Source organism: Paraburkholderia madseniana (assembly GCF_009690905.1).
GTDB lineage: Bacteria > Pseudomonadota > Gammaproteobacteria > Burkholderiales > Burkholderiaceae > Paraburkholderia > Paraburkholderia madseniana.
The window spans coordinates 36,424-61,672 of the sequence record NZ_VOSW01000024.1 but is presented as its reverse complement, the minus strand read 5'-3'; the positions used below and the strand labels follow the sequence as shown (position 1 = coordinate 61,672).

Sequence of the window (25,249 nt, the reverse complement as noted above, 5' to 3'; positions counted from 1 at the left end):
CAACTCAATCGGAACGCCGACACGACGGGTATGTTGGAGCATCGTCCACCCTACGCCTCAGGGCGGTCCGACTGCATTTGGATAGCGGCGAACATGAAAAGGAAATCGACGTGCAAAACTCTGACCCGATTCACGCACCCACTCTGCGCGCCGACGCCGACCTCGACGGCCACCCGCAAGAGGGCGGCAAGTTCTATCTCATCGGCGGCGGCATCGCTTCGTTAGCAGCAGCGGCGTTCCTGATCCGCGACGGGCATGTGCGCGGCTGCGACATCACCGTTCTGGAAGCGCTCGACAAGCCCGGCGGCAGCCTGGACGGCGCCGGCACCGCGGAAGGCGGCTATGTCGTGCGCGGCGGCCGCATGCTCGAAAGCAAGTATCTGTGCACCTATGACCTGTTCTCGTCGATCCCTACGCTGGATAACAGCAAGAGCGTGACGCAGGAGATCTTCGACTGGAACGAGACCATCAGAACCTCATCGAAGTCGCGGCTTGTCAGAAACGGCAAACGCGAAGACACGCCCGAATATGGGCTCGACGAAAAACATCTACTGACGCTGGGCCGCCTGTCGATCGAACCCGAAGTGATGCTCGGAAATAGCCGGATTTCGGACCACTTCGATTCGTCCTTCTTCGAGACCAATTTCTGGTTGATGTGGTGCACGACCTTCGCCTTTCAGCCGTGGCATAGCGCGGTCGAACTTCGGCGCTATCTGCTGCGCTTCGCGCATATGTCGGCCGGGTTTAACCAGTTGCACGGCATCATGCGTACGGTCTACAACCAGTACGACTCGATGATCCGGCCATTGCGCCGCTGGCTGGACGACCACGGCGTTGCGTTCCGGCCGGACACCCGGGTCACGAATCTGCTGTTCGACGAAACCGGTGCAGAAAAGCGCGTGCGCGGCATTGTCTGCGAAACCGCGCATCGGCGTATTGAACTGCCGGTAGGGCCGGCAGACAAGGTCATCGTCACGCTCGGCTCCATGACAGCCGCTTCCAGCCTGGGCGCCATGGACCACCCCGCGGCCTTGAACAGCACCGACGACACCGGCGCCTGGCGCCTCTGGAAAACCATCGCCGCGGGCCGTCCCGAGTTCGGCCACCCGTCCGTCTTCGCGGATCACGTCGACGCCTCGAAGTGGTTGTCGTTCACCGTGACCTTGCGCGACCCGACGTTATTCCGGCTGATCCGCGACCTGACCGGCAATGTGCCGGGTGAAGGTGGGCTGATTACCTTTGCCGAGTCGAGTTGGCTGGCGTCGATCGTGGTGCCGCATCAGCCGCATTTCATCGACCAACCCGCGGACGTGCAGGTGTTGTGGGGCTACGGCTTGCGGGTCGACGAGCCCGGCGATTTTGTCGGCAAGCCAATGCAGGCCTGCACCGGCCGCGAAATCCTGACGGAGATGCTTGGCCATTTGCGGGTGGAGGCGGAGTCTGCCCGAATTCTCGAACACGCCAACTGCATCCCCTGCCTGATGCCATTCATCACGAGCCAGTTCCTGCCGCGCAGCCGTGGCGACCGGCCTGCCGTGGTGCCCGAAGGCTGGCAAAACCTCGCCTTCACCGGGCAATTCTGCGAACTGCCCGACGACGTCGTGTTCACCGTCGAATACTCGGTGCGCTCGGCGCAGAACGCGGTGTATGCGCTGCTCGGACTCGATCTTGCCGCGCCCAAAGTCTACAAGGGCCAGCATGATCCCCGGGTCGTCTACAAGGCATTTTCGACGCTACGGGACCGTTAGTCCGTGCCATGCAGCGTGCGGCTGACGACTCGCCCGGCGCCGCAGAAGGCATCGCCGCTCAGACGGCGGCACCTGCACTCGCCGCCAGTTCCACAATATCCGCCGTGATTTCATCCTGACGGACCTGGCGGTAATTCTGCGTCAGGGCTTCGAGCGTCTCTTTCACATTGGCGCGCGCGGCCAGCATGGCACGCACCCGGGCTTCGTTCTCAGCAGCGAACGAGAGCATCAACGCCTCGCACAACTCGACATAGACATACGCTTCGACCAGTCCGGCAAGCAGGCGGTCCGAAGGCAAATTGAGCAACGGCGGCTGACTGCGCCGCACTACCTGGAAACGGGAAAAATCAAACGGAATCAGGCGATGATCGACGATCTCGCTATGGGCCGCGATACCTGGCACCGCGTGGATGACCGAGACTTCGGTGACCACCCGTTGGTCGAGACGTAGATAAAGTGCGTCGGTAATACGGCTGGCGAGTGCGGGCACATCGTCGGCATGGGAGGCGGCCGGCGAACGCCAGGCAAATGCGAGGCGACGTTCGTTTGCCGCGATCTCGCCGCGTGTGCCCACGAGCAGACACTCGCATGGCGCCGACGCGAGGCGGGACTGTACGCGGTCAAGGATCTGCTCATTGAATGAGCCGACGAAACCCTGCTCCGCGCACAGTGCGATGACGATCTGCGTGCCGTGCTCCGGCACGCGCATTGGCGCCTCGGCACCGTGCGCGAGTACGGCGCCGATCGCGGCCCCGACTGTCGAAGCCGAAGAACGGATGCCGGGCAGCCGCCGTTGCGCTTCGCGCGAGCGGGCTGCCGCGATACCGCGCATTGCCCCAATCACGGCGTCGAGTTGCCGGGCAGTGGCGCTGCGCGATTCGATTTCGGTAAGTTTGCCGCTCATCGCGCGCTCCCTGTGTCCGGCGTGCCGCTGGTGGCCGGGGGCGTCAACTGCTGAACCAGTTCGCGAACCGCGGCGACCAGGGCGGCCTGCACATCGGCGTTAAACGGTGTGGACGGCGAGTCCGCGTGCGCTTTCGCCAGTTCGGATTGCACGCGCTGGCTCTGCAGTCGTGCCGCCAGTTGCGTTCGCACCTGGGCAACGATCCCGGCCGGCGCCGCGTCGAATACGCCCGCCGACAGTGCGGTGAGCAGCGCGATCTCGTCGACGGTGCGCAGTGCGCTGAAGCGCGGCTGTGCAATCAGCGCGCGGATACGTTCCCCGCGAGCGATCTTGCCGGCGACACGCGCGTCCGTCAGACCGCCGAAGCGGCTGAACATTTCCAGCTCGAGGAACTGCGCGTAATCGAGCCGCAGGCGGCCCGACACCTCGCGTAACGCCGGATGCTGCGCCTTTCCACCGACACGGCTCACGCTCAAGCCCACATCGACGGCCGGCCGCTGGTTCGCGGCGAACAGTCCGGCATCCAGCACAATCTGGCCGTCCGTGATCGAAATGAGGTTGGTCGGGATATACGCGGACAGGTTGCCCATGTCGGTTTCGGCAATCGGCAGCGCAGTCAGCGAGCCGCCCCCCAGTTTTGCTGACAGCTTCGCCGCACGCTCGAGCAGGCGGGCATGAACATAGAAGATGTCGCCAGGATAGGCCTCGCGTCCCGGCGGTTCGCGCGTCAGGAGCGCCAGTTCACGATGCGTCGCAGCATGTTTGGTGAGATCGTCGATGACGATTAGCGCGTGCTGTCCGCGATCGCGAAAGTACTCGGCAATGGTGAAACCCGCGAACGGTGCGATCCATTGCAGTCCGGGCGCCGATGCCGCGGCGGCGGCGACGAATATACAGCGCTCTGGGGCGCCGTACTGGCGGACGGATTCGATTACCCGCTGCACGGCGGTCGTGCGCTGGCCGATCGCGACATACACACAGATCATGTCCGACTGTTTCTGATTGACGATCGCATCGATGGCCAGGGCGGTTTTGCCGGTGGCGCGATCACCGATGATCAGTTCCCGCTGCCCGCGGCCGATCGCGAACAGCGCATCGACGAGGAGCACACCGGTTTCGACCGGCTCGCTAACCAGGTCACGCTCGATGATCGCCGGCGCCGGCCGTTCGACTGCCATGCGCGTTGTCGCCACGATTGGCTCGTCACGGTCGAGCGGCCGCCCGAGCGGGTCGATCACGCGCCCGAGCAGCCCTTCTCCGACCGGCACCTCCAGCACGGTGCCGGTACGTGTCACGCGCGCACCCGCTTCGACCCCGGTCCCGTCGTCCAGCAGCACGACGCTGATCAGGTCAGCGTCCAGCGTGTGGGCAAAGCCCGTCGCGCCGCTGTCGAAATGGAGCAGTTCATTGAGGGCCGCGTCCGGCAGGCCCGAGACAAACGCGATGCCGTCGCCGCACCGATCGACCCGTCCGAGCGTCTCGGCGTATGGGGTCACAGCGGTGCGGGCCAGCGTGTTGCGCTGCGCCGCAAGCCAGGGGTCGTCGGCCATGTCAGCTGGGCACATGCTCGCTACCCAGCAGCGCCGCCCTGATCTGCGCGAGATCCGCGCCGAAGTTATTGCGCACCACAGCGTGGGCGGCCTGCAGTTCCAGCCCGGCAATCAGTTGCGGATCGACCTCGATCGCAAGAGACACCGCCCGGTTCAGGCACGCTGCGAGCACCGTGCGGCAATGGTCCAGCTCCTGCGGACTCAGCGCACGCGGCGCGGCTAGCGTGAGCGCCAAGCCGTTTGCGCCGAGCTGTGCGCGAACCGGCTCGGGGAGTTGTGCAATGGCCTCGGCGAGACCGTCGACAAAACCGCTCACGCGCACGTTCTCCGGCAGCTTCGTGAGCAGCTTTGCCGCGATGTCGACGGCCAGCTGGTTGGCCCGGACCGCGACGAGTTTGTCCTGTTCGACGCGCGCGGCCTCGGCTTCGGCGTCGGCGGCCGCGCGCAGCCTGTCCGCATCGGCTTGCGCGGCCGCCAGTAAGGCGGCCTTTTCCGCCGCCGCATCGGCGGCCACCGCTTTCATGGCGTCGCCGCGCGCGGCGACAAGCTGCTGCGTCTCGCGAGCCGCTGTATCGCGCTCCAGAACCGCCGCGCGCTTCGCCGCGTCGGCGTCCGCGATCAGCGTCTGCGCCGCCTTCTGGCGCTCGGTGATGATGCCCGCAACCGGGCGGAACAGGAACCGCGCCAGCAACCAGATCAGGACCAGGGCATTGATCGTCTGCAGCGCGAGCGTCGACCAGTCGATTCGCATGACCGCCGCCTATTTCACGAACGGGTTGGCAAACAGCAGGAGCAAGGCGATCACGAGGCAATAGATCGCCATCGTCTCGATCATGGCCAGCCCGACAAAGAGCGTACGCGACACGGTGCCGGCCGAGTCGGGCTGCCGCGCGATGGCATCCATCGCGGCAGCGACGGCGCGGCCTTCGGCAAGCGCCGGGCCGATCGCGCCGAACGACACGGCAAGCGCCGCGGCGGCGATGCTGACGATTTCAATGAGGTTATTCATGAGGCTTCGCCCTTTTTTACACTAACGGGATGATGGGTATCGCTGATCGCAGCGCCGATGAACACCATCGACAGAACGGCAAAAATATAGGCTTGCACGGCGCCCGTCAGCAGGTCCAATGCCATCAACGGAATGGGGACGAGCAGGCCGGCGAGCGAAAGAATGATGCCGATCACGAACACACCGCTCATCACGTTGCCGAACAGGCGCACCACGAGGGAAAACGTCCGCGTGATCTGCTCGACGACGTTGAGCGGAATCATGACCCAGCTGGGTTCGGCAAAAGCAGCGAGGTAGCCCGCCGTGCCGCGCGTGCGAATGCCGCAGAAAATCGTCGCACCCAGCACGATCAGGGCGAGCGCGGCATCCGTCTCGAGGTGCGCGGTGGGCGGCGTCACACCCGGCACGAGGGCCGACCAGTTGGCGATCAGCACAAAGAGGAACAGTGTGCCGATCAAAGCGCGATATGTGGCGGGACCGGTTTGCATAGTGTCGCGGATCTGCTGATCGATCGTCTCGACCAGCAGCTCCAGCACGGTTTGCACCTTGCCCGGCTTGAGCGACAGGTTGCGGGTCAGCCAGGCGGACACCGCGGTCATCAGGATGATGATTGCCCAGGTCGCGATCACGGGCTCAGTGATCGCGAGCGGACCGAGATGCAGGAGCGGCGCGGTGGCCAGCGGCGAAGCAGTCATGGCTAGCCTCCTTGGCGCCGCATTACGATGGCGCGTGCTGGCAGAAAGCCGGCCATGCCGGCAAGCAGCGCCAATGCGCCGACGTGCGTGAGCATGAACAGCAGCGCACCGGTGAGCGCGAAGCGGGCAAGCTGCAACGCCAGCGCCGCTGCCGCGCGGCCCTCGGCGAAGAGCGGCCAGTTCCAGCGCAGCGACATGAAATGCCACGCGCCGGCCAACGTGCCGAGCGCGAGTCCCACGGCCAACTGTGCGATCAAGGGCAGCGGACTAGTCATCGCGCCCCCGTTGCTGACGATGCATCCATTTCCACGCCGACCAGAAACCGATCGCAGCACCGATCATCAGCAGCGGCGCCGAGAAGAACACGCGCGTGCCGAAGGTCCGGTCCAGCCAGTGTCCGATCGCGAGCCCCATCAGCGTCGGCAGGACAATGGCCCACCCCAGGATGCCAATCTGGCCGAGCCTGCTACCCAGCGACGGCTCCGGTTCAGCGCGTCCACGCGAATCGAGCTCGGCGGCCTGGCGGGCCGCGCCGGCCATCCTGTCGTCAGGCCGTTTGCGCTGGTCGATCTGATGTGGATTCATCGTGGGTTGGCTCCGATACCGGGTCCGTCGGCACCGCCGCCGCCCGGGTGCGGCCGTAGATAGCGCAACATCTGACGCACGGCGCGAGCATGCAGCTGCAATTGCTCGACACGGGCACGCCGCGCCGCATCGTCCTCCTCGGCATGGCGGCTGCGGACCCCGGCTTCCAGACTTTCCAGCGAATCGCCTGAGATTGCTTCGCGGCAGGCGATCGATATCCGAACGCCGCCCGACACCAACAATACGCCGCCATCCACCGCGCAATAGCGCGTCGTACCGTCGGTACAGGTCCAACGGACCACCGACGGCGCCAGCAGCGTCACGCAATCGGCATGTCCGGGGCGGATGCCGAACGAGCCGCTTGCGTCTTCCGCGCGCAGGGACACGATCTCGACAGCGTCGAACCATACCCGCAGCGGCGTCGCCACAGTCAAGGTTAGCGGCGCGGCGCTCATGGCACCGCCTCCATGCCGTGCGCCTCCATGCCGTGCGCCGCCATGTCCTGCGAGGCGGCCGCCTCTTCCTTGCGACGGCCTTCGTCGAGCGTGCCGATCATGTAGAGCGAGCTTTCCTGCCATGTATCGCACTCGCCGGCGAGAATCGCCTTGCAGCCGGCGATCGTGTCGGCGACTGCCACGGAGCGGCCTGCTTCGCCCGTGAAGGCTTCGGTCACGGCAAACGGCTGGGTCAGGAAGCGCTGCAGGCGCCGCGCACGCCCTACGAGAGCGCGGTCTTCGGCGCCCAGTTCCTCGATACCGAGCAAGGAGATCACGTCCTGTAGTTCGCGGTAGTGCTCGATGATCCGGCGCACCTCGGTCGCGACTGCCGCGTGTTCCTCGCCGACTACGAGCGGATCGAGCAGGATCGAAGACGACGCGATCGGATCGATGGCGGGATACATGCCTTCGGCGGCCATCGAACGGGACAACACGACCATGCTGTCGATATGCGCGGCGATCGCGGTCACGGCAGGGTCGGTGAAATCGTCGGCGGGCACGTACACGGCCTCGATTGCCGTGACCGATACGTCGCCGACCGACACTATGCGCTCCTGCAGACTGGCGACTTCGCTCGCCAGCGTAGGCTGGTAGCCGACTCGCGAAGGCATGCGCCCCAGCAGGCCCGACACCTCGGCACCCGCCTGCACGAAGCGAAACACGTTATCCATCAGCAGCAGTACGTTTTGCCGGCGTTCGTCCCGGAAATACTCGGCGATCGTCAATGCCGTAAACGGCACGCGCCAGCGTGCGCCAGGCGGTTCGTTCATCTGGCCGTACACCAGCACCGTGCGCGCCAGCACGCCCGACGTGCGCATGTCGAGCAGCATCTCGTGGCCTTCGCGCGAGCGTTCGCCAACGCCTGCGAACACCGAAATCCCCTGGTAGCGCTCGACCATCGCATGGATTAATTCCATGACCAGGACGGTCTTGCCAACGCCCGCACCACCGAACATCGCCGCCTTGCCGCCCTGGGCGAGCGGCGCAAGCAGGTCGATTACCTTGATGCCCGTCGAAAACAGCGTAGTGGCGCCGGTCTGCGCGGCGAGCGGCGGCGCTGCACGATGAATCGGACGGCGCTCGATCTGCGCGGGGAGCGCCGCGCCGTCGTCGCGGGTCGCGCCCGTCACGTCGAGCAGCCTGCCGAGCACCGCCTCGCCGACTGGCGCCTCAATGGGACCGCCACAGGCCCGCACGCGCGCGCCGCGCCGCAATCCCGCCGTCGATTGCAGCGCCAGCGCCCGCACCGTTGTTTCGCTCAGGTGGGCTTGAACTTCGGCGAGAACCGGCGCGAGATCGTCCGGCAGGATGAGGAGCGCGTCGTCGATGGCCGGAAGCTGATCACCCGCAAACCTGACGTCGACCACTGCGCCCCGCACAGCGACAACGCTACCGTCGCTTACGGCGGGCTGTCTCGCTGGCAAGGGTGCTGTTGAATGAGTCGACATATCGAGGATTCCTTGCGGCCGCTTTTTTGATAGTCGCACGATACCGCCCCAATCGACCGATAAATTGACTTCCATCAAACGTATGAGAAATGACGCCTCACGATGCCTGAGCGAGAGGCCGACTATGCCACGCCCATCGTTACGAAGTGTCGACGGATCAGCACGCCCATTCCAGATTTCGGGATTTGGCGATGTGCCGCTTAAGTTCGCTGACAAAAGCCGCAAGCGCGGTGTGTGCGCCGTGATGAACCTCGCTCGCAGTGACTTTGCATTCGGCGACGGCCGGCTTGCCCACAATCTGCTGCATCTCATGCAGCGCTTTGTCAGCGCCTCCTCCACCGAAGCTGCAAAAGAACGCCACTTGCGGCAGCTGTGCCCGGTTCTCGATGAGGTAAGAACGCACCGGTGCTGATACCGAACTCGCCCACACCGGCGACCCGATGACAACGAGGTCGTACGCCGAGACGTCCAGCCCCGCCGGTACGATTTCAACGTGCCGCTTGCGGATGGCATCGAACAGTGAGCGCAGATAGCCGCCAGGCCCGTCACGATCGCTGCAATCGCAGATCTCTTCAAGATCGGCGGCCAGCATCTTTGCGAGCGCCGACGCGAGCGAACGCGTGGTGCCGGTACGCGAGTAATACACGACAAGAACCTTTGCTTCGGGCATTTCCGATCTCCTGACCGCACACCGCAGTGCGCTCACATGCGGGATTCGCAGTGCATGGCACGAGCATAGGTGCGGTTGGGCGCGTTCTCATGATCCATGTCAAGCGATGAACTTGAGCGTCATTACCACGCCATGGCGTGTAGGAAATCCCTGACAAGAACGCAGGACGCCCTACGCCAAGCTCAGCGCGACCTGATTTCTATCGGCCATGCGCTGACCAATACTGAATTTCAGGACAGCAGCAATCGGAAACCCTCGCGACGCCCTTGATAAGCGCGCGGAGGTTGACCTGTAAGGAGACCGGCCATGCCGAACGATACTTTTTCCGTCCGTGCCACAGCGCTGGCTGGACAACCGAAAGACGCACGCAACGCCGTCAGTGAATTCGATGAAATTCTCGCGCTGGCCCGAGAGTCCGGAATGCTGATCACGCTGGACGGACAAATTGGCCGCGAGAAGTATCAGAGCATCGCGGGCTCGCTGCACGCCTTCAAACGCTTCGCTGAAGCCCTCTGCAACAACTTCGGCCAACGCGCTGCAGTGTGACGGGCGTGCGGCTCATCCGCCAAAAGAGGTGAAGCAATGAAGCTGACTTTTCTAGGTGCGGCAGAAACCGTCACCGGCTCGAGGTATCTGCTGGAGGGAGCCGGCCTTCGGGTGCTGATCGACTGCGGGCTTTTTCAGGGCACAAAGAATCTGCGCCTGCTTAACTGGAGCGCGTTCCCGGTTCCCGTCGAATCACTCGATGCCGTGATCCTGACGCATGCCCACCTGGATCACAGCGGTTATCTGCCAGTCCTCGCGCGGATGGGATATCGGGGACCCGTCTATTGCACCCGTGGCACCCGCGACCTGTGCGAAGTGTTGTTGCGCGACAGCGCCAAACTGCAGGAAGAAGAGGCTGCTTTCGCGAACCGGCATGGATTTTCGAAACATCATCCGGCGCTGCCGCTATACACGCTCGAAGACGCCGAAAAGGTGTTGCAGCTGCTCGTGCCACGCGAGTTCGATGTCCCGAAGCAACTGAACGAGCAAGCGTGCTTCCGGCTGTTGCCGTCCGGGCACATTCTGGGCGCCGCCAGCGTCGTGGTGTGCATGGAAGGCAAGGTGATCGCCTTCTCGGGCGATGTTGGCCGTCCGAACGATCCGATCATGCGCGCGCCCATGCCGCTTGCGCACGCCGACTATCTGGTAGTCGAGTCCACCTACGGGGATCGTCTGCACGAGGCCGCCGATCCGGCCACCGAACTCGCCGACATCTTCGCGCGCACCTTCCAGCACGGTGGCGTGGTCGTGATTCCATGTTTCGCGGTCGGCCGTGCGCAATCCATTCTTCACTACATCGCTCGCCTGAAGGCATCTGGCCGGATGGCCAATGTGCCGGTGTTTCTCGACAGCCCGATGGCGTCGAGCGTCACGCAACTGTACCGGCATCACGTGGGCGAGCATCGCCTCACGATGACCGAAGCCAACGCGATCAGCAGCGCAGCCGAAATGGTGCGTACCGTCGACGAATCCAAGGCCGTCTCGGCGCGGCACGGTCCGATGGTGGTGATCGCCGGCAGCGGGATGGCGACCGGCGGGCGGGTCGTGCATCACCTGAAGGCGTTCGCGCCCGATAGCCGCAACACGATCGCGCTGGTCGGCTACCAGGCGACCGGCACACGCGGCGCGGCGCTTGGAGCCCATGAGCCCGCGATCAAGATTCACGGCGATTATGTGCCCGTGCGGGCTTCGGTCGTCACGCTTTCGTCGTTGTCCGCGCATGCGGATTACCAGGAACTGACGAAATGGCTTCACTCCATCTCCGTGCCGCCGGAGCGAACGTTCATCACCCACGGCGAGCCTGCCGCTGCTGATGCGCTGCGGCGTCATATCGAAGAAACGCTTCACTGGCACTGCGAGGTGCCCACTTATCTTGAATCCGTCGAACTGCCCGGATCGGGCGGCGATGCAGACATTCATCCCTGCGCGGCAACGGCGATGTCCGACCCTGAAATGGCTGATCCAGATCAATCGGCCAGCCGTCCCGAAGTGAGCTAATCAACGTATCTTGAAGAATAACGAGGGCATGTCATGAAGAATCTAGCGGATTCATTGTCGGGACCACCTGTGTCCGGAGCGGCCACCCAGACGAAGGTCTCGACGGCGAAGCCCCTGCGGCTCGGCCTGCTGACGGCGCTTGTGATCGGGTCGATGATCGGCAGCGGTGTGTTTTCGCTGCCGCAGAACATGGCGTCGGGCGCCGGCGCAGCTGCGGTCCTGATTGGCTGGCTGATTACCGGTGTGGGCATGTTGATGCTCGCGTTCGTTTACCAGACCCTGACGACGCGAAAACCCGATCTCGACAACGGCATCTATGCTTATGCGCGCGCAAGCGCCGGCGAATTCGTCGGCTTCAACTCGGCGTGGGGATACTGGGTCAGCGCGTGGATCGGCAATGTCGGCTATCTCGTCATCGTCTTCGGCACGCTAGGCTATTTCTTCCCGGTGTTCGGCGACGGCAACACACGCGCCGCGGTATTGGGCGCGTCGATCGTGCTGTGGATCATGCATGCGGTGATTCTGCGTGGCGTGCGCAGCGCGGCCGTTCTCAATGCGATCACTACGGTGGCCAAGGTCATTCCTCTGTTGCTGTTCATTCTGCTCGCGCTCGCGGCATTCAGAAGCCACATCTTCACGCAGGACTTCTGGGGCAGCCCGAAGCTCGGCAGCGTGTTCACGCAGGTCAAAAGCACGATGCTGATCACCGTATGGGTATTCATCGGCATCGAGGGCGCAAATGTGTTTTCGGCCCGCGCGCAACGTCGTCAGGATATTGGGCGCGCGACCCTCCTCGGTTTCACAGTGGTGTTGCTGTTGCTGATGGCGGTATCGCTGCTGTCGCTTGGCATCGTCTCGCAGAGCGATCTGGCCGCAATGAAGAACCCGTCGATGGCTGGCGTGCTCGACAAGGCCGTCGGCACCTGGGGAGCGGTACTGATCAGCATCGGGCTGCTGGTGTCGGTAGGCGGTGCGCTGCTCGCGTGGACCTTGCTGGCTGCGGAAACGCTGTTCACGCCCGCGAGCGGCGGCGTGATGCCGGCCTTCCTCGCCCGAGAAAACAGCCACGGCGTACCTGCCAATGCACTGTGGGTGACAAACGGGCTCGTGCAGCTGTTCCTGATCATCACGCTGGTGTCGAACGCGACCTACCAGGCGTTGATCTCGCTCGCGACCTCGATGATCCTTGTTCCCTATCTTTTCTCGGCTGTGTACGCGACCCGCATTGCCATACGCGGCGAAGGCTACGCCGTAACCGACACCGTTCGTGGACGCGACATGCTGATCGGCGCGACCGCAAGCGTCTATTGCTGCTGGCTGCTGTATGCGGCCGGCCCGAAGTATCTGCTGCTTTCCGCCCTCCTCTACGCGCCCGGCGTGCTGCTGTATGGCTGGGCAAAACACGAACGCGGCGCACGTCTTTTCAAGCCCTTCGAAGCCGTCATTCTGGCCGCGCTGATCGGACTCGCCGCAATCGCCGCCTGGCTGCTGTCAAGCGGCGCGTTAGGCCTGTAAGCCGCCCACTACAAGGAGAACCTCTATGGCACTCGGCGTCTTTTCCGAGGTCGGCACCTTGCGCAAGGTCATGGTCTGCCGGCCCGGGCTCGCCCAGGCGCGCCTGACCCCGGCCAATTGCCGCGAACTTCTGTTCGACGATGTATTGTGGGTTTCCCAGGCCAAGACCGACCACTACGCGTTTGTTAGCGCGATGCAGGATCGCGGCATTGAAGTACTCGATATGCATGACCTGCTCGCGGACATTCTGCAAGGCCAGGAAGCACGCGACTGGGTACTCGAACGCAAGCTGTCGTCAGGCACTGTCGACCTGGAACTATCCGCGCAACTGCTGCCCTGGCTCAACGAGATGAAAGCCGCCGAGCTCGCCACCAGGCTGATCGGCGGGATCGTGCGGGCCGAGCTGCCGTTTGAGCCCACGGGCTTGCTGGCGAAATGTACAGAGCCTGCCGGGTTTCTCCTCCCGCCGTTGCCCAATACGCTCTTTACCCGCGACAACAGTTGCTGGATCAACGACGGCGCCGTACTCGGCTCGATGTACTGGCCCGCGCGTCGCCAGGAAACGCTATTGAGCGCGGCAATCTACCGTTTTCATCCACTGTTCAGCGGTGGCACGCGCATCTGGTGGGGCGGCCCTGATCTCGATCATGGCGGCGCTACGCTGGAAGGCGGCGACGTCATGCCTTTATCGCGCGACGTTGTACTCATCGGCATGGGTGAGCGCACGTCGCCGCAGGGCGTCGCACAACTCGCACGATCTCTTTTCGCACATGAATCGGTGAAACATGTAATCGCCGCGCAGTTGCCACGTTCGCGCGGCGCGATGCATCTCGATACGGTGCTGACCTTCTGCGACCGCGACCTGGTCACGATCTTTCCGGAAGTCGTCGATGGCATTCGCTGCACCAGCCTGCGCCCGTCGCAACGGCCACACACGCTCGATGTCCGGCCCGAGACCGCATCGTTTCTCGATGTCGTCGCCCAGGCGCTAGGTCTTAAAGAACTTCGCACCGTCGCCACCGGTGGCGACACATGGGAGGTCGAGCGCGAACAGTGGGACGACGGCAACAACGTGATCGCGCTCGCGCCAGGCGTCGTGGTGGCCTACAACCGCAACGTCTACACGAACACGCTGCTGCGTAAGGCGGGCGTCGAAGTCATCACGATTCCGAGCGGGGAACTGGGGCGCGGGCGCGGCGGCGGACATTGCATGACCTGTCCGATCGAACGCGATCCCGTCTGACACTCCTCCTGCCTCCCATATTTCAAGGACCACACGCCATGGCATTCAACCTGCGCAACCGCAGCCTGCTAAATATGCAGGACTTCACCCCGCGCGACATCCGTTTTCTCCTCGACCTCGCCGCCGAACTGAAGCGCGCCAAATACGCCGGCAACGAAGTCGCTCGGCTCAACGGCAAGAACATCGCGCTGATTTTTGAAAAGACCTCGACCCGCACGCGCTGCGCATTCGAGGTTGCCGTGCACGACCAGGGCGGCCATGTCACCTACATCGATTCGGCGAGCTCGCAACTTGGCCGCAAGGAGTCGCTCAAAGACACCGCGCGCGTGCTCGGCCGGCTCTACGACGGGATTGAATATCGCGGCTTTCACCAGAGCGTAGTGGAGGATCTCGCGAAGTATTCGCATGTTCCCGTATGGAACGGCCTGACCGACGAATTCCATCCGACCCAGGTACTCGCGGACCTGCTGACGATGCAGGAATTTGGCGAAAAGCCACTGCACGAGCTGTCATTCTGCTATCTCGGCGACGCCCGCTTCAACATGGGCAATTCACTGCTGATCGGCGGCGTGCAGATGGGCATGGATGTGCGTATTGCCGCGCCGCGCGAACTGTGGCCCCACGACAACCTTGTGGAACAGATGCGGCGCCTTGCGGAACGGACCGGCGCTCGCGTGACGATCGTCGACGATCCCCATGAGGCAGTGAGCGGCGCCGACTTTGTCTATACCGACGTATGGGTTTCGATGGGCGAGCCGGTGGAGGCCTGGGGGCCGCGCATCGAGCTCCTGCGGCCATACCAGGTCAATGCCGGGTTGATGAAAGCGACGGGCAAGCAGCGCACCCACTTCATGCATTGCCTACCCGCTTATCACAATCTGGAGACCGAGACCGGCCGGCAGATTCACGAGCACTTCGGTCTGTCCGAGCTCGAAGTTAGCGACGAAGTCTTCGAATCGAATGCGTCGATCGTGTTTTCGCAGGCTGAAAACCGCATGCACACGATCAAGGCGGTACTCGTGGCGACACTTGCTTAAGGAACCCATCATGCGCATTCTGATCGCACTGGGCGGTAACGCGCTGCTTCGACGTGGCGAGCCGATGACGATGTCCCACCAGATCGCCAATATCCGTCGCGCCGCACAGCAGATCGCGCGGCTTGCCGACGGCAATCAATTGATCGTCGCGCACGGTAATGGACCCCAGGTCGGCCTGCTGGCGTTGCAGGCCGCCGCCGCGGGTGCGGCTGGTGCGGCGCCGCTGGATGTGCTCGACGCCGAGTCGGAAGGCATGATCGGTTATCTGCTCGAGCAGGAACTGGCTAATGCCTTGCCGCCCCAACGGCAGGTGGCGACGCTGCTGACGCGCGTCGAGGTCGACGCCGGTGACCCGGCTTTTACTCACCCCACCAAACCAATCGGTCCCGTTTACACAGAGGCGGAGGCCAAGCGTCTGGTCATCAGCAAAGGCTGGAGCGTCGCTCAGGACGGCGATGATTTCCGCCGCGTCGTCGCGTCGCCGAAACCGCGACGCATCGTGGCCCTTCAGCCCATTCACTGGTTGCTCGACCACGATACCGTTGTGATCGCAGCCGGGGGCGGTGGAATTCCGGTCACGGTCGGAACCGATGGGCGGACTCGCTGCGGCGTCGAGGCCGTAATCGACAAGGATCTGTGCAGCGCGCTGCTTGCAGCGGACGTGGACGCCGATCTGCTGCTGATCGCGACCGACGTGGACGCAGTCTATGCTGACTGGCACACGCCCTGCGAACGCGTGCTGAGCGAGGTATCGGTGGCGGGACTTCGCTCGATGTCTTTCCCTGCCGGCTCAATGGGGCCGAAGGTCGAGGCGGCGTGCGAGTTCGTCTCACGCACTGGCCGGCCGGCAGTCATCGGCTCGCTCGACCGCATCGAGCAGATGGCAAACGGTACAGCAGGTACGCGTGTCGTGCGCGCGTAAAGAGCGTTCGGTGATCGGTTAGCTCGTGATGAGACCGGTGAAGGCGGCGCTCGAGTCGAGCGTCCGCTATCTCGCCGCCGGTGCGCTGAAAACACGAGCCGCATCGGGTATCGACCACTTCAACGAGTTGCTTTCGAGATGCAGCGCGCGCGCCCGCGCAGCATCTCGTCACGATCGAGGAAATCGGCTGGATCACCGCCGTTCTCGCGAGTGACGCAGGCATGCTGTTGATTGGCTCGACCGTCTACACGGACGCGGGTTTTCATGGCATGGCCTGAGCACGGATTGCCGTCGGCGCATCCAGATGAAGTCTCGCGCGCTACCGCGCCGTTGATCTGAATCAACGTCAGTGACTACCTGGCTCCTAGACTCAGATCACGCGTTCATACGCCACTCACCCACTTCTGGAGCGTTGCAATGACCTACAAGACCATCGTCGTTCACCTGGATACGAGTGAGCGCGCGCACCCCAGGCTCGAACTCGCGCTGCGGCTCGCCAAGCAATTCGATGCCCATCTGACCGGCGTGTTTGCCGTGTTCTCGCCCGATCCGCGCTCGCTCTACGTGATGGCCGGAACCGCCGAATACTACGCTACGCACGAACAGCTGCGCGAGGAACGCCGCGGCGCGCTCGAACGGCTCTTTCATGCGGAGCTGAGCCGGGCCGAGGTTGCCGGCGAGTGGATCACCGCCGACGCCCCGGCCAGCCTCGCCGTGCCGCATCGCGGCCGGTGCGCCGATCTGATCATCGCCAGCCAGGATGATCCTGGCGATCCGGAATCGTACGTCGGCGATTTTTTTCCTGAAAACCTGATCATGTCCGCAGGCCGGCCAGTGTTGCTGGTGCCGTACGCCAGTAGCGTCACGTCGCCCGGTGCGCATGTGATGGTCGCTTGGGACGGTAGTCGCGAAGCCACCCGTGCGGTACACGACGCGCTGCCATTCATGCGCGCGGCGAAGACTACCACAATCGTCACGATCAACGGCGCGCGTGACGAGCCGCGCTCGCGCATTCCGGGCACGGATATCGCGACGCTCATTGCGCGGCACGGGGGCAACGTCGAGGTCAAGGATATTGAAGCCTACACGGACGCGTTGATCGGCGACGCGCTGTTGTCGCAGGCATCCGCGATCGGCGCAGATCTGCTCGTGATGGGTGCTTACGGGCATGCCCGCTGGCAGGAACTGGTGATGGGCGGAGCGACCCGCACGATCCTCAAATCGATGACCGTGCCGGTACTGATGTCACATTGATGAACCGAGGCTTCGAGTCAGGTCCATTCAGGAGAGTTCACCATGTATCAACAGATTCTGGTTGCCGTCGACGGCAGTGAAACGTCCGCGCGTGCCCTTGACGCAGCATTGCAACTCGCGCGCGATGCCGGCGCAAAACTACAACCCCTTTTTGTCGTTGACGTCCCCATGCTGGTATATGACACGCCCGGTTCCGACCTGACCCATGCCCGCAATGCACTATTGGAGCGAGGCGAAAATGTGATCAAAGACGCAGTCGCGCGCATGAAGCGGGCCGGCGTGCAGGGCACGCCGCGCATCGTCGAAACCGACCTGGCGGGCGACGACATCGCGCATTGCATACTGCGCGCGGCAAACGATTTCAAGGCCAGCCTGGTGGTAATGGGCACGCACGGGCGACGGGGCTTCCAGCGACTGGTGCTCGGCAGTGTGGCCGAACGTTTTCTGCGCATCTCGCAGTGCCCGGTGCTGATGATCCGGGCGCACAGCGCCAAACCTTCGGCAAACGGCGCGCAGACAGTCGAATCAATCAAGGAGCCGTCATGACCTGCAAAACCCTACTGGTGCATCTCGACGACAGCACCCATAGCGCCGCGCGGACCGAATTCGCACTTGAGCTGGCCGGCCGGCACGACGCGCATCTGATCGGCCTGTATGTGGTTTGTCAGGATCTGACACAGCCGATGTTTCTTCACGGCGAACGCGCATGGGTCGCGGCTCACGAAGCGCAACGCCATGCCAATCTCGAAAGCGCGCAAGCGCGTTTCATGGCGGCAGGCGAACGAGCCGGGCGCAGCGTGGAATGGCGGGCACCGGGCGGGCCTGCGGTGGAAACGGCGGTCCTGCACACACGCCATGCCGACCTCCTGATCCTCGGTCAGTATGATCCCGACGACCCTTCGTCCTATATCGCACACCATTTTGTCGAGGACGTGCTGATGAGCTCAGGCCGCCCCGCCATTGTGCTGCCCTATGCCGGGACTGTCCGTTCGTTCGCCGAAAACGTGCTGATCGCGTGGGACGGCGGCCGCGAGAGCGCCCGGGCCATGGCCGATGCGTTGCCGGTGATCAAACGCGCGAAATTCGTCACCGTGATGACCGTGCAGCGACACCAGGGTAACGAAGCGCCAGCTGGCATCGACGTCGCCGGCTGGCTCGAACGGCACGGCATCCAGGCGGGATTTTCGGCCGTGCCCAAGGTGGTCGGCGTCCCTACAGGCGCAATGCTGCTGAACATGGTGGCCGATCGTCATATCGATCTGCTGGTGATGGGCGCGTACGGACATGCACGCGCACAGGAACTGCTGGTCGGCGGCGTCACACGGACCCTGCTTGAGTCGATGACCGTGCCGGTGCTGATGTCGCATTGATCTGACAAGTCACGAATTGCGCGAAAAAAGCCCTCGCGCAAATTAAAGCGCCCGGTTTTCAGGGCGCTTCTTTTTTTGGGGCCTCGGTTTCCCGGGCGCGCCACCGCCCGATTACAGGTACGACGGTATTTCGTCCATGTCCCGTTCGCGTCGGACCAGCAGAACGGGCATCCCGGCACGCCGTAAAAATGCTTCGGCGACACTACCGAGCAACACCCGCCCGATGCCATGACGCCCATGCGTGCCCATTACAACGAGATCGGTTTCACACTCTTCTGCCACGCGGCAGAGGACCGTGACGATGTCTTCGCCATACGCGTCAATCGTCCGGGTTATTCCGCGCACGTTGCACTGTTCGAAGAGCGCGCGAGCGTCTTCGAGCGTCGCCATCGCTGCTTCAGCGGCCGCTGTACCGGTTGCCTGCTCCTCGACCAATCCCGTTGCTACGTCGACCATTTGCGCAGCATGTTCGGCGACAAATATCGCCATCACCATCGCCTGCGCGGCTTGGGCGATTTTTAGCGCTTCTTCGAGCGCGAGTTTCGCGGCCTGGCTGCCGTCGATTGCTACGAGAATCCGTCTGTACATGACCTTCTCCTTGAATTCGCACCCGTCCCGAACGGGCGTGGTGATCAGGCGGCGACGAGCTTTCAGGCTGCGGTTCGCAGATCGGAATGCGCTTGACGATGATCAAGCGCCGACGGCTCGCTGTCTGCTCACATTCATGTACGGCACGGCCTCCATGGTAAGTTGGCTGCATACTGGCACGATCCGTGCAAACCGCGCACAATAGGCAGCGCACGCGTTATACCAATTGGTCGCAATTAAAGAAAATCTTAGTGACTTGCCCCGACCCACGCCTGCGCCATCGGCCAGCGCTGCGGATTGCCCACCATCCAATGAGGCGCACATGCCCTTTCGCGGTAAGACGCCCTTCGCCAAAAAGTCGCTTTCGCCCATGCGGGTTGTCACGCCTGAGCGGCGTCCCATGCTTGTCGCGGCGGTCACATTTGCTGTCGTTCTTGTGGCTGCGCTCGGCACGTGGCGCTGGGTCGGCGAGCAGTCATTGCGCGCTGCCAACGGCCGCTTTGATCAGAATACCGCGCATATCACCGCTGATCTGCAGCGCGAGTTCGCCACCGGAGAATCGCTTCTGCGCGGCGTGCGCGGCTTGCTCTCCGTCGCGCCGGCGGCCGATGCCGACGCCTGGCGCCGATATGTCGCGCAACTCGATCTGGACGAAACGTCGTCCGTGGTGCGCGCGCTTGGCTATGCTGATGTTGACGCCGCCGGTGTCGCCCGCCTGACGGGCGGCACCGGTAACGTGGCCGGACAAGCCGCCACGCCGCAACCGGTCGCGCCAGTTACCCAGATGGCGCCCGCCACCGTCGATGCGATGCCAGTCGGCTACGACCTGGCTAGCGCTCCCGCAAGCCGTACGGCGTTGCTGCACGCCATCGATACAGGGGCAAGCGCGCTCGACGCGGATGCAGCGCCGTTTGGCGATATCGGCTCGAACCCCCACCCTCGTCTTTACGTCTATTTTCCGGTGTACTCGGACGCCGGATTGCCGTCGACGCCACAAGCGCGCCGCGCGGACATCAAGCGGCTGCTGGTAGCGGCGCTGGACACCGGCCGTGTGTTCGATAACGCCCTCGCCCGGCAACGGCGCATTGATCTGCAGGTATTTAGCGGAACGCCTGCCACGCTGCTTTATTCGTCCGCCGCGGGAGATGAAGACCTGGTGGAGACGGCGCCGGTCATCCGCAAAACCGATACCTTGCACCTCGGCGGTGTACCTATCACGCTGTCCTACACTGCGAGCGGCCGCTATCTGCGAGCCGGGGACGAATTTGCAGAAACCACGGTGCTGATCGCCGGCGTTGCGGCAGCATGCCTGTTCAGCGCCATGGCCTTCGTGATCGTCAGCGGGCGCGGCGACGGATCTGCCGCGACGAGCGAGACGCGCAGCCAGTTGAACCTGAACGAGGCACGCATGATGGGCATCATCCGGTCATCGATGGAAGCCATCATTACTGTCGACGAACGGCAGAACATCGTCATCTTCAATCCAATGGCTGAACAGGTTTTCGGATGCTCCGCGATGGACGCGGTCGGCGCCTCGCTCTCGCGATTCATTCCCGAGCGCTTTCGCGCAGGACACCAGCGGCATGTCGAACAGTTCGGCGTGACCGGTGTTTCCGACCGGCAGATGGGCAAGCAGCGCGTCCTGTTCGGCTTACGGAGCAACGGCGAAGAGTTTCCTATCGAAGCGTCGATTTCGCAGATCCGCGACGGCGACGACAAGCTGTACACGGTCATGCTGCGCGACATCACTGAACGGGTAAAGGCGGAAAATGCGCAGCGGCAATCGCGCGAGGAACTACGCGAACTCTCTGCCAATCTGCAGAAAGTTCGCGAGGAAGAAAAAACCCGCATCGCACGCGAACTGCACGACGACCTTGGGCAGCAATTGACCGCCCTCAAGATGGACATTTCGTCGGTCGAACAGGAGCTTGAAACCACGGCTGAACCGCGCCTGCTGCAGCAACTGCGTGGAATGCGCCGGCTGATCGATGCGACGGTCGCGTCGGTGCGCCGGATAGCGGCCGATCTGCGCCCGGTCATGCTTGACGATCTCGGTCTGATTCCGGCGATCGAATGGCTCACCAATGACTTTACAAACCGCTACGGCATCGATGTGGAGCGCCGGATCGAAGTCGGCGACACCAGCTTTACACCGACGGGCGCAACGACGCTATTTCGTATCGTGCAGGAAGCGCTAACCAATGTCGCCCGGCATGCGGAAGCGACGCTCGTCACGCTGACGTTGCACGTCGAAGGGGGCGTTTGCGTGTTGCAGATCGCGGACAACGGCCATGGCGCGAACCGCTCGCCCACCTCCGGCGACAAATCGTTTGGCCTGCTCGGTATCCGCGAGCGTGCACACATGCTGGGCGGTACCGTCGAAATTCATACTTCCAATGACAAGGGCTTTGCGCTGACCGTGACCTTTCCGGTACTGGCGGTGCAACAGCAGGAGATGCAAACATGATTCGAGTGCTAATCGCAGACGATCACACGTTGGTGCGTGACGGTCTGCGGCATATCCTGCAAGGCGCAAGCGGCTTCGAGGTGGTCGGCGAGGCCAATGACGGTGTCAGCACGATAGCGCTGGCCCGCTCTAACGCTGCCGACGTGCTCGTGCTCGATCTGTCGATGCCGGGCCGAAACGGCGTCGAGCTGATCAAACAGATCAAGGAGGAAAAGCCGCTGCTCCGCATTCTCGTGCTCACCATGCATGCGGAGCAGCAGTATGCGGTACGCGCTTTCAAAGCGGGGGCATCAGGGTATCTAACCAAGGAAAGCGCCAGTGCCGAACTGGTCACCGCGGTCAGCAAAGTCGCATCCGGGGGCGTCTACGTGAGTCTCGCGATGGCCGAACGTTTTGCACAGAGCCTGAACGAGCCCGCCGACACGTTGCCCCATCAGCGCCTGTCTGACCGTGAGTTCGATGTGTTCCGCCGTATCGCCGCAGGCCAGACCCTCACCGAAATCGCCACGGAGTTGTGTGTCAGCAGCAAGACGGTGAGCACCTATAAAACGCGTATCCTCGAAAAAATGCAGATGCCGCACGAAGCCGCATTGGTGCGTTACGCGCTGCGCCACAAGTTGCTCGGGGAAGACGACGAAATCTAGTTCCGAGGCGGCGCAAGGCCCCAGAGCCACATCGAATCGTCACATCAATTCGCCGGTCGCGCGGCGACCTCCACCCTCGGATTCGCCGCGTGTAGGAAATTCCCTACACACCTTCGCGCTCGCCTACCCGAAGTTCGTTCGCCGCCGATTTTAATTTGAGACAGCGTGGCCGATACTTCGAGCCATGAACTCAAGCCCGTCCCAGCAAGCACTGCGCGTTTTCCTCGTTGAAGACACGATCCCGATCAGACAACGGATGGCGGCGCGCTTCGGCGCAATCGAAGGTGTCGAGATCGTAGGCGAGGCCGAAGAATCAGGCGCCGCGCTCACCGGTATCGACACCACCAGAGCCGACGTCGTGGTCCTGGATTTGCGCCTGACCGGTGGCACCGGTATGGAACTGCTGCATGACCTCGAGCACAGCACGTCACGGGTAATCACGATCGTGCTGACGAATCATTCGAGTGCGGGGTTCAGGCAGGCGTGCCTCGCGGCCGGCGCGCAGTACTTTTTCGACAAGACGGGCGAATTTGATCTTGCGTGCAACACGATCAAGCGGATTGCCCACGAGCGTTGCGCACGTGGCCTCAATTACACAGGAGCACATCATGTCTGACGTCGCCGAGTATTCTGAAATCATGCCGCTGCAGCGTGTCCCACTGCCGGCGTCAGGCCATTCTGCGCTCGCGCCGTCAGTACCGGCCCGCCCCGCCGCACGCTGCTCGAGCTGCTCGCTGCGCTCGATCTGCATGCCACAAGGTTTGACGAAAGCTGAACTGGAGCGCATGGAGTCGCTGATGTGCGTTTCCCGCACGATCAAAACCGGTGAATCGCTATACCGCGCCAACGATTCATTCCAGAGCATCTATGCGGTCCGCGCCGGCTCGTTCAAGACCGTCGTCATGCATCGCGACGGCCGGGAACAGGTCACCGGTTTTCATCTGCCCGGTGATTCGCTCGGTCTCGACGGCGTCTGCTCTGGGCAGCATAGCTGCGACGCGATCGCCCTCGAGGACAGCAATGTCTGCATCATCCCGTTTCATTTGCTCGAAGTCATGTGCCGCGAGGTGAAGGTGGTGCAGCAGCACGTCCACCGTCTGATGGGCGGCGAAATCGTTCGCGAGGCGACACTCATGATGCTGCTCGGCACGATGTCCGCCGATCAGCGGGTCGCCGCATTCCTGTTGAACCTGTCAGGAAGGCTCAAAACTCGCGGCTACTCGCCGGCCACCTTCAATTTACGCATGACACGCGAGGAGATCGGCAGCTACCTCGGGATGAAACTCGAAACTGTCAGCCGCATGTTTTCGAAGTTTCAGAAAGACGGTTTGGTCGATACGCATGGCAAGCAGATCAGGATTCTGGACCTCGAGGGCCTCGCGCGCGTGTAGTCCCGGACCTGAAATGCATGGTGCCAGACGCGGCAGCTTCGGTTGACAAGGAATTTTACGAGCGTTCCCTCGGAAGAGGCGTGTTCAGGCGGTGCAGTTAGCCGCCTTTTTTTGCGTACTCAAGCAGCGTTTAGCGGATCGATAGCACCGCGGAACCGCGGCAGCGGGCCGGACAGGCACCGTCATCCATTTCACCGCAGTCCGCCCACCAGCGCTTGATCTGAGTCAAGTCACACATAAGGCCATCTGACACGATAGCTTGACGACGTGATCGGACAACCGGCATCGCACGCACGGTTCGGCCGATCCGGAAAACGCGCAGGAGGCCCTGAATGAACGTACTTCCCCAGAACACAGCTTGGTCGGTCGACGAGCATCAACTCGCCCCGAATGCCGGCATCGAAGAAAAACTGCGGTTTGCACTACGATACGCAGTGCTGGCGCCATCCAACCATAATACGCAACCTTGGCACTTCATCGTCGACGGCGACTGCGTCACGCTGTGCGCGGACCGTATGCGGGCGCTGCCGGTGGTCGATCCCTTTGACCGCGAGCTGATCATCAGCTGTGGCGCGGCGCTATTCAATCTCCGCGTTGCGCTGAGCCGCTTCGGTCTTGCTTACGCGATTACGCTGTTTCCCTCGCCTGCCGACGTGGACGTGCTGGCGCATCTGCGGATCTTGCGCGACGGCCGTTGCGACGCCAGCCTTACACCACTATTTGACGCCATGCCGCGGCGCGTCACGACCCGTGAAACCTTCGCTGACGAACCCGTCCCGGTCGAACTCCAGTTGCGGTTCGAGGAAGCCGGCGCCGCCGAGGGTGCCGACATTGTCTGCGCCGGGAACGCGGCCATCCGCGAGCACCTCGCCACGCTGATCGCTGAAGCCGATCAGGCGCAATTCAAGGATCCGCGCTTCAGGCGCGAACTGGCGAGCTGGATCCATCCGAAACGCAGCCGGGATGGCATGCCAGCGTTGTCGCCGGGCATGCGCGCCCTGCTCGATCTCGCGGTGCCCCTGGTAGGTTCGGTGATTCGCACGTTCGACCTGGGCGGCATGGCAGCCGCCCATCACACACTGGTCACCGGCTCGCCGTTACTGCTGTGTATCGCCACCGGAGCGGACGATGCCGCAGCGTGGCTGGCGGCAGGTCAAGCGCTTGAACGGGTGCTGCTTACCGCCGCGGACGAGGGCATCACGGCGTCCTATCTGAATCAGCCGATCGAAGTGGCTCCACTGCGCGACACATTGCGCGCCGCCTTGAATCTGGACGGCGTGCCGCAATTGCTGCTGCGTATCGGCCGCGGTCGGCAAACGCCTCATTCGCCGCGGCGTCCACTTGCCGAAGCCGTGTCGTAGGGACGAAGCGGCTCATTGATGACGGCCGCTTCAGTCGCAAAACCGAAAGTAGCCACTGTGCAGCATGACCGGCGTGGCGCCCACCTCGTCCAGCAGACGCCGCGCCGCCTGTTCGATCGGATAACGATGAGTATCGAACGCGGCGATCAGGTCGTCTTCACGTAACGACGCTGCGCCAAAGTGATCTTCGAGCGCCTCTGCGGTAATCGCGCACTGAACCCGCACGCCGCCGATCTCTGCCGGAAAGGCGATGACCAGATCGCGAGCGCAATATTCCGGACGTTCCTGGGGAAAATGAATATTCATGA

The 25,249-nt window shown here is 63.1% G+C and carries 28 protein-coding genes; 16 read left to right on the top strand and 12 right to left on the bottom strand.

Features of this window, described 5'->3' with window-relative positions; translation table 11 throughout:
• Window positions 1-110 precede the first annotated feature (110 nt).
• Window positions 111-1,748 carry an oleate hydratase gene (locus tag FSO04_RS14750; protein ID WP_414693424.1) on the top strand — a complete coding sequence of 546 codons (1,638 nt, stop codon included), beginning with the start codon at window positions 111-113 and terminating at the stop codon, window positions 1,746-1,748.
• Window positions 1,749-1,806: 58 nt separating this feature from the next.
• On the opposite strand, the gene FSO04_RS14745 is transcribed toward FSO04_RS14750, so the two are convergent.
• The 10 genes from FSO04_RS14745 to FSO04_RS14700 all read right to left on the bottom strand — a co-directional run bounded on the left by FSO04_RS14745 (window position 1,807) and on the right by FSO04_RS14700 (window position 9,106).
• Window positions 1,807-2,652: a F0F1 ATP synthase subunit gamma gene (locus tag FSO04_RS14745; protein WP_154560388.1), complete on the bottom strand. Its 846-nt coding sequence runs from the start codon at window positions 2,650-2,652 to the stop codon at window positions 1,807-1,809.
• Window positions 2,649-4,202, bottom strand: a complete 1,554-nt coding sequence (locus tag FSO04_RS14740) for a F0F1 ATP synthase subunit alpha (protein WP_166618184.1) — start codon at window positions 4,200-4,202, stop codon at window positions 2,649-2,651. The genes FSO04_RS14745 and FSO04_RS14740 overlap by 4 nt, the downstream gene beginning before the upstream one ends.
• Before the next feature lies 1 nt (window position 4,203).
• Complete coding sequence (locus tag FSO04_RS14735; RefSeq protein ID WP_154560386.1) at window positions 4,204-4,953, bottom strand: F0F1 ATP synthase subunit B; 750 nt, start codon at window positions 4,951-4,953, stop codon at window positions 4,204-4,206.
• A 9-nt stretch (window positions 4,954-4,962) separates the two neighbouring features.
• Window positions 4,963-5,211, bottom strand: coding sequence for a F0F1 ATP synthase subunit C (locus FSO04_RS14730; protein WP_012427417.1), 249 nt, complete (start codon window positions 5,209-5,211; stop codon window positions 4,963-4,965).
• Window positions 5,208-5,906 (bottom strand): F0F1 ATP synthase subunit A, encoded by a 699-nt coding sequence (locus FSO04_RS14725; protein ID WP_154560385.1) that lies wholly within the window; start codon window positions 5,904-5,906, stop codon window positions 5,208-5,210. Before FSO04_RS14725 ends, FSO04_RS14730 begins: the two co-directional genes overlap by 4 nt.
• Before the next feature lie 2 nt (window positions 5,907-5,908).
• Entirely contained in the window at window positions 5,909-6,181 is a 273-nt protein-coding gene (locus FSO04_RS14720; RefSeq protein WP_154560384.1) for an N-ATPase subunit AtpR, read from the bottom strand.
• The gene (locus FSO04_RS14715) at window positions 6,174-6,491 is read right to left on the bottom strand and encodes an AtpZ/AtpI family protein (protein WP_154560383.1); all 318 of its coding nucleotides are present in this window, start codon (window positions 6,489-6,491) and stop codon (window positions 6,174-6,176) included. Before FSO04_RS14715 ends, FSO04_RS14720 begins: the two co-directional genes overlap by 8 nt.
• A complete protein-coding gene (locus FSO04_RS14710) occupies window positions 6,488-6,946 on the bottom strand; it encodes a F0F1 ATP synthase subunit epsilon (protein WP_154560382.1) in 459 nt (152 codons plus the stop codon). The genes FSO04_RS14715 and FSO04_RS14710 overlap by 4 nt, the downstream gene beginning before the upstream one ends.
• Window positions 6,943-8,436 carry a F0F1 ATP synthase subunit beta gene (atpD, locus tag FSO04_RS14705; protein WP_154560381.1) on the bottom strand — a complete coding sequence of 498 codons (1,494 nt, stop codon included), beginning with the start codon at window positions 8,434-8,436 and terminating at the stop codon, window positions 6,943-6,945. Before atpD ends, FSO04_RS14710 begins: the two co-directional genes overlap by 4 nt.
• Before the next feature lie 157 nt (window positions 8,437-8,593).
• Entirely contained in the window at window positions 8,594-9,106 is a 513-nt protein-coding gene (locus FSO04_RS14700) for a flavodoxin family protein (RefSeq protein ID WP_154560380.1), read from the bottom strand.
• A gap of 306 nt (window positions 9,107-9,412) precedes the next feature.
• Here FSO04_RS14700 and FSO04_RS14695 point away from each other — a divergent pair, with 306 nt between their 5' ends.
• The 10 genes from FSO04_RS14695 to FSO04_RS14650 all read left to right on the top strand — a co-directional run bounded on the left by FSO04_RS14695 (window position 9,413) and on the right by FSO04_RS14650 (window position 18,490).
• On the top strand, window positions 9,413-9,652 hold the full coding sequence (locus FSO04_RS14695; RefSeq protein WP_154560379.1) for a hypothetical protein: 240 nt from the start codon (window positions 9,413-9,415) through the stop codon (window positions 9,650-9,652).
• 36 nt (window positions 9,653-9,688) lie between these two features.
• Window positions 9,689-11,149 (top strand): MBL fold metallo-hydrolase RNA specificity domain-containing protein, encoded by a 1,461-nt coding sequence (locus FSO04_RS14690; protein ID WP_154560378.1) that lies wholly within the window; start codon window positions 9,689-9,691, stop codon window positions 11,147-11,149.
• A 33-nt stretch (window positions 11,150-11,182) separates the two neighbouring features.
• Window positions 11,183-12,664 carry an arginine-ornithine antiporter gene (gene arcD, locus FSO04_RS14685; RefSeq protein WP_154560377.1) on the top strand — a complete coding sequence of 494 codons (1,482 nt, stop codon included), beginning with the start codon at window positions 11,183-11,185 and terminating at the stop codon, window positions 12,662-12,664.
• A 25-nt stretch (window positions 12,665-12,689) separates the two neighbouring features.
• A complete protein-coding gene (locus FSO04_RS14680; protein WP_154560376.1) occupies window positions 12,690-13,907 on the top strand; it encodes an arginine deiminase in 1,218 nt (405 codons plus the stop codon).
• A 38-nt stretch (window positions 13,908-13,945) separates the two neighbouring features.
• Window positions 13,946-14,944, top strand: coding sequence for an ornithine carbamoyltransferase (gene argF, locus FSO04_RS14675; RefSeq protein WP_154560375.1), 999 nt, complete (start codon window positions 13,946-13,948; stop codon window positions 14,942-14,944).
• A gap of 10 nt (window positions 14,945-14,954) precedes the next feature.
• Window positions 14,955-15,866 carry a carbamate kinase gene (gene arcC / locus FSO04_RS14670; RefSeq protein ID WP_154560374.1) on the top strand — a complete coding sequence of 304 codons (912 nt, stop codon included), beginning with the start codon at window positions 14,955-14,957 and terminating at the stop codon, window positions 15,864-15,866.
• Window positions 15,867-16,039: 173 nt separating this feature from the next.
• Complete coding sequence (locus FSO04_RS47510) at window positions 16,040-16,144, top strand: hypothetical protein (protein ID WP_325063524.1); 105 nt, start codon at window positions 16,040-16,042, stop codon at window positions 16,142-16,144.
• Window positions 16,145-16,283: 139 nt separating this feature from the next.
• Window positions 16,284-17,120 (top strand): universal stress protein, encoded by an 837-nt coding sequence (locus FSO04_RS14660; RefSeq protein ID WP_154560373.1) that lies wholly within the window; start codon window positions 16,284-16,286, stop codon window positions 17,118-17,120.
• A 42-nt stretch (window positions 17,121-17,162) separates the two neighbouring features.
• Complete coding sequence (locus FSO04_RS14655) at window positions 17,163-17,666, top strand: universal stress protein (protein WP_154560372.1); 504 nt, start codon at window positions 17,163-17,165, stop codon at window positions 17,664-17,666.
• Entirely contained in the window at window positions 17,663-18,490 is an 828-nt protein-coding gene (locus tag FSO04_RS14650) for a universal stress protein (protein WP_154560371.1), read from the top strand. Before FSO04_RS14655 ends, FSO04_RS14650 begins: the two co-directional genes overlap by 4 nt.
• A 111-nt stretch (window positions 18,491-18,601) precedes the next feature.
• Here the strand turns inward: FSO04_RS14650 and FSO04_RS14645 are convergent, their stop codons facing one another.
• The gene (locus FSO04_RS14645; protein WP_154560370.1) at window positions 18,602-19,078 is read right to left on the bottom strand and encodes a universal stress protein; all 477 of its coding nucleotides are present in this window, start codon (window positions 19,076-19,078) and stop codon (window positions 18,602-18,604) included.
• 322 nt (window positions 19,079-19,400) lie between these two features.
• On the opposite strand from FSO04_RS14645, the gene FSO04_RS14640 reads away from it, so the two are divergent.
• The 5 genes from FSO04_RS14640 to FSO04_RS14620 all read left to right on the top strand — a co-directional run bounded on the left by FSO04_RS14640 (window position 19,401) and on the right by FSO04_RS14620 (window position 24,941).
• Window positions 19,401-21,545, top strand: a complete 2,145-nt coding sequence (locus tag FSO04_RS14640) for a sensor histidine kinase (protein WP_233464858.1) — start codon at window positions 19,401-19,403, stop codon at window positions 21,543-21,545.
• Window positions 21,542-22,189 (top strand): response regulator, encoded by a 648-nt coding sequence (locus FSO04_RS14635; protein WP_154560369.1) that lies wholly within the window; start codon window positions 21,542-21,544, stop codon window positions 22,187-22,189. Before FSO04_RS14640 ends, FSO04_RS14635 begins: the two co-directional genes overlap by 4 nt.
• A gap of 184 nt (window positions 22,190-22,373) precedes the next feature.
• Window positions 22,374-22,805 carry a response regulator gene (locus FSO04_RS14630; protein WP_154560368.1) on the top strand — a complete coding sequence of 144 codons (432 nt, stop codon included), beginning with the start codon at window positions 22,374-22,376 and terminating at the stop codon, window positions 22,803-22,805.
• Window positions 22,798-23,580 carry a helix-turn-helix domain-containing protein gene (locus FSO04_RS14625; RefSeq protein WP_154560367.1) on the top strand — a complete coding sequence of 261 codons (783 nt, stop codon included), beginning with the start codon at window positions 22,798-22,800 and terminating at the stop codon, window positions 23,578-23,580. Before FSO04_RS14630 ends, FSO04_RS14625 begins: the two co-directional genes overlap by 8 nt.
• 332 nt (window positions 23,581-23,912) lie before the next feature.
• Window positions 23,913-24,941: an Acg family FMN-binding oxidoreductase gene (locus tag FSO04_RS14620; protein WP_154560366.1), complete on the top strand. Its 1,029-nt coding sequence runs from the start codon at window positions 23,913-23,915 to the stop codon at window positions 24,939-24,941.
• Window positions 24,942-24,971: 30 nt separating this feature from the next.
• Here the strand turns inward: FSO04_RS14620 and FSO04_RS14615 are convergent, their stop codons facing one another.
• The gene (locus tag FSO04_RS14615; protein ID WP_154560365.1) at window positions 24,972-25,247 is read right to left on the bottom strand and encodes a DUF1488 family protein; all 276 of its coding nucleotides are present in this window, start codon (window positions 25,245-25,247) and stop codon (window positions 24,972-24,974) included.
• Window positions 25,248-25,249: the final 2 nt, after the last annotated feature.